Annotated in this window: 7 protein-coding genes and 1 pseudogene; 1 reads left to right on the forward strand and 7 read right to left on the reverse strand. The window is 44.2% G+C overall.

The genetic code is table 11. The annotated features are described in order from the left end of the window. Nucleotides 1-92 precede the first annotated feature (92 nt). The 5 genes from KTR06_RS06675 to KTR06_RS06695 form a co-directional block, all read right to left on the reverse strand. Nucleotides 93-1,328: an efflux RND transporter periplasmic adaptor subunit gene (locus KTR06_RS06675; protein WP_217290094.1), complete on the reverse strand. Its 1,236-nt coding sequence runs from the start codon at nucleotides 1,326-1,328 to the stop codon at nucleotides 93-95. A gap of 85 nt (nucleotides 1,329-1,413) precedes the next feature. Beyond that, nucleotides 1,414-1,824 carry a DUF6769 family protein gene (locus tag KTR06_RS06680; protein WP_008024755.1) on the reverse strand — a complete coding sequence of 137 codons (411 nt, stop codon included), beginning with the start codon at nucleotides 1,822-1,824 and terminating at the stop codon, nucleotides 1,414-1,416. Nucleotides 1,825-1,841: 17 nt separating this feature from the next. Further along, nucleotides 1,842-2,042 (reverse strand): hypothetical protein, encoded by a 201-nt coding sequence (locus tag KTR06_RS06685; protein WP_004314140.1) that lies wholly within the window; start codon nucleotides 2,040-2,042, stop codon nucleotides 1,842-1,844. Next, a complete protein-coding gene (locus tag KTR06_RS06690; protein WP_004314141.1) occupies nucleotides 2,032-2,613 on the reverse strand; it encodes a zeta toxin family protein in 582 nt (193 codons plus the stop codon). The genes KTR06_RS06685 and KTR06_RS06690 overlap by 11 nt, the downstream gene beginning before the upstream one ends. A gap of 88 nt (nucleotides 2,614-2,701) precedes the next feature. Then, nucleotides 2,702-4,339 carry an ABC-F family ATP-binding cassette domain-containing protein gene (locus KTR06_RS06695; RefSeq protein WP_015531460.1) on the reverse strand — a complete coding sequence of 546 codons (1,638 nt, stop codon included), beginning with the start codon at nucleotides 4,337-4,339 and terminating at the stop codon, nucleotides 2,702-2,704. A 118-nt stretch (nucleotides 4,340-4,457) separates the two neighbouring features. On the opposite strand from KTR06_RS06695, the gene KTR06_RS06700 reads away from it, so the two are divergent. After that, the gene (locus tag KTR06_RS06700; RefSeq protein WP_004314143.1) at nucleotides 4,458-4,856 is read left to right on the forward strand and encodes a response regulator; all 399 of its coding nucleotides are present in this window, start codon (nucleotides 4,458-4,460) and stop codon (nucleotides 4,854-4,856) included. A gap of 282 nt (nucleotides 4,857-5,138) precedes the next feature. Here the strand turns inward: KTR06_RS06700 and KTR06_RS06705 are convergent, their stop codons facing one another. Both KTR06_RS06705 and KTR06_RS06710 read right to left on the reverse strand, forming a co-directional pair. Further along, nucleotides 5,139-6,752, reverse strand: a complete 1,614-nt coding sequence (locus KTR06_RS06705; RefSeq protein WP_118218458.1) for a SusD/RagB family nutrient-binding outer membrane lipoprotein — start codon at nucleotides 6,750-6,752, stop codon at nucleotides 5,139-5,141. Nucleotides 6,753-6,763: 11 nt separating this feature from the next. Further along, nucleotides 6,764-9,733, reverse strand: a pseudogene (locus KTR06_RS06710) (SusC/RagA family TonB-linked outer membrane protein); the annotation flags it as partial. Between the last annotated feature and the right edge of the window lie 47 nt (nucleotides 9,734-9,780).

Raw genomic sequence — 9,780 nt, forward strand, 5'->3', positions numbered from 1 at the left:
AATTAAGAATGACTATGCAGCACGTGCAATAAACATATACCAATTATTGCGCAGCCAAATTCTTCATTCTTCATTTCTAATTCTTCATTTAATCAATGTTCGTGACTATGTGCCGGGATGGCATTGCTTGCACTTGCCAGTCGAACCTGATAAGCACCTTCGGTCACTACACGGTCGCCAGCCTTCACTCCGGTCAGGATCTGAACACTTTTACCGTTGTCGGCTCCTATCGTTACTTCCTGTTTTTTATAACCCTCTTCGTCCAGTTGCAGGTAGATAAAGAAGATACCTTGTTCTTCTGTCAGTGCCGTGCGTGGGAGAGACAGTACGTTTTCCATCGTTGAAGAAAGCAAGAACACCTCTACGAATGAGCCGGGGATCACTTCCCCTTTATTGTCGAACTCAAAAGTGACAGGCACATAAAAAGAGTTGTCTCCGGCAGCTTTTCCAAAAGAGAGAAGTTTGCCGTTCAATGTTTTCAGCTCGTACACCTGATTATTATAAGGAGTCTGGAAATTGGCGGAACTGATTGTACGGAGGTATGGATAATACTTTTCCGACACTTCGGCACGGAGGAAAAGACGACGATTCTGCGTCACGCTCACCAGCGGTTGTCCGATGGTCACGTAGTCGCCTTCTTTCACAAGAATGCTTTTCACATATCCTGCAATAGGAGCTGTAATACTTTGGCCGATAGCCGAATGATTCTTGGAAAGGGCTTCGTAACTAAGGCGGGCATTTTCATAACTTTGTTCTGCCTGTGCAAAATCCTTGTCAGATACAATCTTGTTTTTAACAAGCTCTTTCATACGTTCGTACTCCTTCTTAGATACCTCGTAGGCAATGCGGGCACGTTGTACCGGATCACCGTCGGCGATATTTTTTGAAGAAATCGTGACTAGCGGCGTGCCGCTGCCGACGCTCATTCCTTCCGTTACTTTTCCACGGAAAGATACAACGCCGGCCACTGTAGCTACGGCAACCGATTCATCACCTTGGGCAGCCAGCACCTGTCCGCTGGTTTTAATCACTTGCTGGAAAGATGCAGGTTCGATAACGCTCACCTTGACACCGGCTGCTTCAGCTTTTGCCTTCGGAAGGATGATTTCATCACTGTGCGCTTCGGCAGACTCGTTATGTCCATCGGCCGCTTCATGGTTGTGTTCTCCGCTACATTCGCCTTCATGAGAATGATTGGAACCCTCTGCCTCGTGATTATGTCCTTCCGTGGCATGATCGTGTTCATTGTGTGTGTGTGTGACGGTACTATTATTACAGGAACCCAGCACGAATAAGCCTAGGATTCCTACGAAAATAAATTTTTTCATAATGATATTTTCCTACTAAATTTTACTGTTTTTTTACGCTACAAAGATAAGGTAACGCAAATGCAACTGATTTGCATTTACGCTTTTACGCAAAAACAGAGTAGGGAGGGGCACGAAGAGGAGTGGCACGGTGTATATCCGTGCCATGCAGAGAGTCTCGGTAGACGTAATAGTTCTTAATCCGTCTCTCTTGTGGCCGTAATAGATGTTCGATGATTACATCCGTGAACAGGGTAGCGATGAATACATAATCCGGTCCGCTATCCGTATGTACGGATGGAGTGGGAGAGTAGAAACGAGTCATACATTCGCTGCTGCAACATGAATCGTTTCCCGGGTGATGATGATGCGTGGGACATTGTTGTTCTACAGGCAAGTCCTGCTTCATGCAAATCATTCCGTTGGGGTGATGATGATGGGGAATAACGGCTGCCACCAACATTATAATGTTGATTAAAAATAGCAGAGTTACTATTATTCGTTTCTTCCCTTTCATCCTTTCTTTTAGAGAATTTATTTTTTTATTGATTCCTTTTCTTTTTCTTGCAAACGTTCCAGCAATTCTGTTGCTGATACATAAATTACTTTTCCATCTGGTGTTCCCTGACTAAGGAGTTTACCATTGCGAGCATTTTTTTCCAGCAATCGCTTTTCTGCCAGCTGAAGACCGCGTCGTAATTTATCGCTCAATTCTTGCATTTCATTATTTGACATAATTCTTGATGCATTTAAAAAGTTCAAGTTCATATATTCGATCCTCGCCATGTTGGTAACCTTCGGCTACAATTACTCGAGGAGAAATACTGTTATCGGCTAACAGCCAATAGTCTACACGCGGCATATAAATCTGAAACAGATTGTTAATGCCTGCCTGATATCGGCGGTAGATAACGTCCATCGGTACATTATGTCCCCCTTCATTGACCCGTTGTAACACACGGTTGACGGCAAGTTCCGGAGAATTCAGCCAGAAATAAATCAAGCTGACTTTATATCCGGCATTTTGTGCTCTTTGAATGAGCCGGGTGTATGAACGGGTTGCCAATGTTGTTTCAATAGAGAAACTTACTTTAGCAGCTAATAGTTCATTAATACGTTTCAACATCAGACGGCCGGCTTCTATAGCCATACTTTCCGGATTGAACGGTGATAAACCTTTGGCGATTTCATCCGCATTAACGAACTCTTTGCATAATAAAATTTCAGGCAGTACAGTGTAGGAAGCTGTTGTTTTACCAGCTCCGTTACATCCGCTTATAATGTATAACTGCCTTGTTTCATCCATTTTTTTCTAACTGCCTGTTATAAATGATGTTGCAAATATACAAATACTTTTATTCCGCCTGCAGCCGATACCCTCTTTTTATTATTTATTATTTCTTTTCCAGTTCTTGCAACGAATCCATTTTTTTCTTTTCGAGGAACTCGTAGATGCCGCAAAGATGTTCCGTCACCTTTTGATTACCGAACTCATACACCTTGCTTACCAGTCCGTCGAGGAAGTCACGGTCGTGTGAAACAACAATCAGTGTGCCGTCAAAATCCAGCAATGCCTGTTTCAGGATATCTTTCGTTTTCATGTCCAGATGATTCGTCGGCTCATCCAGGATCAGGAGGTTGACAGGTTCCAACAGCAATTTAATCATGGCAAGGCGGGTACGCTCCCCACCCGAAAGTACTTTCACCTTCTTCATTGATTCCTCGGGACCACCAAACATGAAAGCACCCAGTAAATCACGAATCTTGTTTCGGATATCCCCCTTGGCTACATCGTCAATTGTTTGGAAAACCGTCAGGTTTTCATCCATCAACGAAGCCTGATTTTGAGCGAAATATCCGATTTGTACATTATGTCCTAGAGTCAGTGTACCGTCATGTTCGATTTCCTTCATGATACATTTCACGAGTGTAGATTTACCTTCACCGTTTTTACCGACAAAAGCTACTTTATCACCACGCTCAATCGTCAGGTTAGCGTTGCGGAACACCACTTTCTCTCCGTATGCCTTTCCAACACCCTCCATGATAACCGGATAACTGCCCGAACGGGGGGAAGGCGGGAATTTCAGTCGCAATGCAGAAGTATCCTCCTCATCGACTTCGAGCAATTCCAGCTTTTCCAGCATTTTGACGCGGCTCTGTACCTGCAACGTCTTTGAATATGTTCCTTTGAATCGTTCGATGAACTCCTTCGTTTCAGCAATAAACTTCTGCTGCTCGTCGTATGCCTTCTGCTGCTGTTCGCGGCGATCCTTACGCAGTTGCAGATATTGGGAATAGTTCACTTTATAATCATAAATACGTCCCATCGTCACTTCGATGGTGCGTGTTGTAATATTATCCACGAATTTGCGGTCGTGGCTGATTACGATAACTGCTTTCCCGTTATTAATAAGGAAATCTTCCAACCATTGAATAGATTCAATATCCAGATGATTCGTCGGCTCATCGAGCAAGAGTACGTCCGGTTTCTGCAACAGCAACTTAGCGAGCTCGATGCGCATCCGCCATCCACCGCTGAAATCACTCGTCTGGCGTTGAAAATCGCTCCGGGTGAACCCTAATCCGAGCAATGCCTTTTCCACATCCTCTTCATAATTAGTTGCGTCAATCGAATAAAACTTCTCGCTCAAGGCAGACACTTCTTCAATCAGCGCCATGTAACTGTCGCTCTCGTAGTCCGTCCGTGTCTCGAGCTCTTTGTTCAGTTTTTCAATCTGCGCTTCCATTTCATGCAGATGTGAAAAAGCCTGTGCCGTTTCGTCAAACACTGTTCTTCCGTCTTCCGTCATCAGATGTTGAGGCAGATAGGCTACTACGCAATCTTTGGGCGCGGAAACTTTTCCACGTGTCGGTTGTCGTGCGCCTGCCAAAATTTTCAGCAGCGTACTTTTTCCCGCCCCATTTTTACCCATCAGTGCGATGCGGTCTTTTTCATTAATTACGAAAGAAATATCACTAAATAAAGTAGTGCCGCCAAACTCTACGGCTAGTCCGTCAACAGAAATCATACTATTCTTTTAAATTGAGGCGCAAAGATAGCGAAATATATGAATCTTTTTTATAACTTGCGGGCTGAAAAGGGAGATTAATCCCAAAAAACAGATAAAAAAACAATATATAAGCGATATGGAAAGCGAACAAATGAATGAATTCAGACCCTTAATTTTAGTAGCTGAAGACGATGACAGCAACTTTAAATTAATCAAGGCTATCATAGGCAAAAAGTGTGATATCGAGTGGGCTAAAAATGGGCAGGAAATGGTGGAGTTGTTTCAACAGCATCAGGAAAGAACCAAAGCAATGCTGATGGATATCAAGATGCCGGTGATGAACGGGTTGGAGGCAACGAAGATAATTCGTGAGTCTAATACTGAAATTCCTATTATCATGCAGACAGCTTATGCTTTCAGCTCGGATAAGGAAAACGCAATGAACGCAGGAGCAACTGAAGTGTTGGTGAAACCTATTACTTTGAGTATTCTCCGCACTACTTTAAGCAAATATCTACCCGATTTGCAGTGGTGAAATTGATTCGTACGGGAATTTTTTTAATTTATTTAAAAGATGCTTAAACGTTAAATACGGAATAGCGTAGAAAAAGAGTATGATTGGGTAGAAAAATGGTATGTAAAAGATGCCGTTGAATATTCCTTTTTCTCTATTATATTTGAGCATTCATCTGATGAAATTGGATAAAATAAAATAGGCGAACCTCACGGTTGGCCTATTTTTGTTCGCCTCTGTTAATTTGTTAGAGTACAGAAACGACTCTATGTAAAGTCTCTCCTTTGAGAGATTTTAAGTTCATTATTTGTTTCCGCCGGCCCACCAGACAGCTTCGCTATATACATACTGGCCATCACCGAAAGCAGCTTTCACTTCAGGATTTGCCAATACGTCGTCTGCTCCATAACCGAAGCGCAATGGGAACTTATTGTTGTTCAGCGGGTTCTTCAGTACAATGAAGTTTTCTCCTGCACCTTTCAAACGACGGTAGTCGTTATAGGCTTCCAGTGATTCGCCGGATGCACCGAAGAAGGCGAGATACTTCTGTATCATTGTCTCTTGCAGAGGGTTGGCATCGAATAACGGTTCTACTTCATCCGTGAAATAGGTTTCTGCTACATCTGCACCCAAATCACTGTCGCCATCAGCTACCCAAGTGTCAGCGGCATCTATAATTGAGTTTTCCAGATTCTCGAATCCGGCAGTGATTGCAGCTTTTAAAGCACTCTTAGCTTCATCCAGTCTGCCTCCCAAGCGGCATAATGCTTCTGCTTCGAGGAATTTCACTTCGTGATAACTGATTAAAAGAGTAGGAGCCGACATTGCCCATGATATCATTGACATACCATAATTGTTCTGCAACTCTTGCGGAGTTCCGTTAGGAGCCGCTTTGATACCTGCGATGTCTGTAGCTTGCGTACCTCCGTATCCATAAGCAATATAGCCGGTGGGATCGGGCTCCAGAAATGCTTGCGGTGCTCTGGGGTCATTGCGCTCAACAAACTTTTCAATCAGACTGGCACTGGCTGCCAAACTGTTACGGCTATAGCTGAATGACCAAAGCGGATTCAACTGCGAATCAGCGTCATAAACAGCCAGTTTACATTCTTCACTTGCATTAGCAAATGATTTGCTCACATAAGTAAGAATGTTCTGAAGATCAGTTGTCTTATTGGCACTTTTATTGAGCAGACGCATTGTATAGCGTGCTTTTAACGCATAAGCTGTCTTGAGCCACATACTTGCTTGAGTACTGGTGTTTGAACCGTAGATCAAGTCTTTAGAACCGACTGCGCCGGACAGACCTGCATCTTTGGCAGTACCGTTATTCAGCAGAGTGATGGCATCATCCAGATTCTGCATCACTTCCTGATAAATGCTTTCCTGCGTATCTATTTTGGGCTGCATATACATTGGTGTGCCGTCCGGATTGAGGATACCAGTCTGGCTGTACGGTGTATTTCCAAATACATCGGCAGCCACTGCTCCGTTGTAAGCGAGCAGGATTTTAGCAATTGCTTCCGTCACTACGTTTCCTTTTTCCGAAGGATCTTCTTCACACTTCTTGATAACGATTTTAGCGTTCTTGATATTTGAATACACGTTGATCCATGCGTTGTTGTAGGTAGTAGCCGTTGTAGGCTCTCCGCTACGTACTTCCGCCCGGTAAAGCTGGTTGGATATACCCGTTTCGTGTTCAATGTAAACAGAAGAATAGAGCGAGAAATCCCCTCCCACAGTGCTGAATGCAGTGCTTACCCCTAAGTCTGTAATCAAAAATTTAGCAGGCGCATCCAGAGGATTGTTAGGGTTTTCATTGATTTTATCCATTGCGTCTTCCGTACAAGCAGAAGCAATGGCAGCAGTCAAGAAAGAAACTGCCAGCAATTTTCCTATTGATTTATATTTTTTCATTGTCTTGCAGATTAAAATTTAATGTTGAAACCAAAGCCGAAACTAGCTGTCTGCGGCATTGAATAATCTTCAAATGCTCCTGCCATGTTGTTGTTACCCTGACTGGCTTCCGGATCGAGGTCAGGCAATTGAGCCCAGATCAGGATATTTCTGGCAAATGCGTTTACAGAAAGTTCTATCGAACGTTTTTGAAGAATTTTGTAGTTGACAGCCACTTCACGCAGTTTGATGAAAGAATTGTCATATACAGAAGATTCGTCAATATCGTTCAGGCGGCTGTAAAATACCTGTTGTGCGTTTGCACCTGTGATAGCGATATCATTTTTAGTTCCATCGGTTTTGTATCCGTCGAAGATGATGGTACCTTCGCGGTTTTCCGTTCTCTTGCTGACACCGTAGTAGTCTGCCAGTCCGGTTGTTCTGCTGTACATCTGGCCACCCTGTTTCCAGTCGAGTACTGCGCTGATTGTACACTTCCATAAACGTAATGTGGTGTTGAAACCCATCAGGAAGTCCGGAGAAACCTTTCCGATTACCTGTGCTTCACCAGCGATAGGAAGACCGTTTTCGTCTACCAGACGATTACCATTTTCATCTCTCTTGAAGCCTACACCATAGATAACAGGGAATTTCTCACCTGCCGAAGCACGTACCTGCGGAGTAACATAACCACCCAGAGAGATATTTTCTACACCCGGTGCCAGTTCATCTACGTAGTTATCGATTTTCGTCCAGTTGAATGCAAAATCCCAGTTGATATTCTTCGTCCGGATGGGGTTGAAGCCAAGAGTGAATTCGTGCGTGTTGGTATGAATCTTACCACCGTTGGTGAGCAGTTTGCTGGCACCGGTAGAAGAAGCCAAAGGCACTTCAAAAATCTGGTCTTTTACATTCTGGCGTGAGTACGTATAACTGAATGTGATTAAGTTATCGAGGAAGTTCACGTCAGTACCCACTTCATACGAACGTGTGTTCTGCGGTTTCAGTTTCGGGTCGAAAATCGTGTAGTACGGAGTATAGGCAGTAGTACCTTTCATCGGATACATAATCGGAGTCAGTGTGTAAAAGCCACCTCCATAGGTCGGAGTTGAGTAGTAGTTTTCGAGGAAATCCCCTGCTTGTCCTACTTCCGCATAAGATACTCTCAATTTAGCGTGATTAACAACATTGTTTTTCAATGCATCCAGTTCCGTCAGGATGAAGCCTGCCGAAATAGAAGGGTAGAAGAACGAACGGTTGTTACGTGGCATATTAGATACGTAGTCCTGACGTCCGGTGAGGGTCAGATAAAGCATATTTTTGTAAGAAGCCGATACGTTACCAAAGAATCCCACTGTACGGTTTTTCCACGTCTCTTCCTCTGTCTGTTGAGTAGTGGCGTTGTTGATGTGGTTCCATCCTGGGAAGTTGTAGTTCGTACCATATTCATAATACTTCTTTCTGTTACTTTGGATAATTTCGTTACCCAATACAGCATTCAATCCCCAGTCCTCGTTGATGCGCCAGTCATAGTTGATGGTCAGCAAAGAGTTGTATGTAGCGTTTGTCCAGCCGTAGTTTTCGATCTGTCCGCGACCGCCACCGGTGTTACTACCGTATCCGTAGCTGTCTACATAGTGAGTGGTGTAAGCATCTACGCCGACCATGTATTTTGCGTTCAACTTGTGGTTGGTTGTACCAAAATCAGTCTGATAGCTTGCGTATACATTTCCGAAGAAACGGTTGGTATCTTCTGTGAATTTGTTGTTGTCCATTGCCCAATAAGCGTTGTCAAAGCTACCACGGAAAGAATTCTGTGTGTACGGGTTACCGTCTACGTGACTTGGAATACCGGCAAGATCATAGCTGGGAGGAGCTGCGTAAACCGTTCTCAACAGACCGTTACCGGAAGTCACCGCCTTGTCGATAGAAGTAGTGATATAGTTAGCTGTAAATCCGGAACTCCAGTTGTTGGTCAGTTTCGTGTCAGCACTAACCTTTACATTATATCTGTCCATACCAGTGCTTGAGATAATACCGTCCTGATGTGTATTTCCCAATGAGATAGAGTAGGAGCTCTTGTCGAGCATCTGCGCTACATTCAATGAATTGCTCCAGGTGATTCCTGTGTCGAAGAAGTCTTTTGCATTGTCATACGCCTGTGGAGTAGCCCACGGGTCAAGACCGGCTGCTGCACGCTGGGGAACATAATATTTTCCCTGTTGCTTACCGAACTTCTGCGTGTATTCGTTATCCGTGTTACCTCCATACGTTGCGTCGTTTGGAAGTTCGGAAATCTTAGGTCCCCAAGACGTTCCCGAAGTAGTGCTGAATACTCCACCCGAACCTTGTGCGTATGTTTTCTGGAACTCCGGCAGACGACCGACTACATCGAAGCTGACATTAGACGAGAAGCTAACCTGCGGTTTGCCTTTTTCCAGACCTTTACCACTTTTGGTTGTGATGATAATCACACCATTGGAAGCACGGATACCATAAAGTGCAGAAGCAGCCTGTCCTTTCAAAATATTGATACTTTCAATATCATTAGGGTCGATATCTACCGCACGGTTGGCGAAGTCGGCTCCGCTCACACTACCATTGTTCTGTATGTCTGTACTAACGTCCGGCGTACTGGTTACCGGCATTCCGTCGATAACGTAAAGCGGAGTGTTGTCACCCGAGAAGGAACGTGCACCACGGATGGTGATCTGTGAAGAAGCTCCTGGCATACCACTTGAAGGCTTAACGTCCAAACCGGATACTTTACCTTGCAGTGCTCCTGCCAGATTGGAGTTGGCAGCCTGCGTCAGCTGATCTGATTTTACGTCCTGAACGGCGTAACCCAGTGCTTTCTTTTCACGCGAGATACCCATGGCTGTCACTACAACCTCATCCAGTGCTTTCGCGTCACTTTTTAATACGACTTTTATTACTCCCGGTTTGATGGAAACGTCCTGCGAAATCATTCCTACATAAGAAATGCGCAAAGTTTTAGCAGAACTTGGTACATGGTCGTTTCAGTTTTCATCATTGTTAATAGTTCTTT

This window comes from Bacteroides sp. MSK.20.12 (assembly GCF_019052435.1).
Taxonomy (GTDB): Bacteria; Bacteroidota; Bacteroidia; order Bacteroidales; family Bacteroidaceae; genus Bacteroides; species Bacteroides xylanisolvens.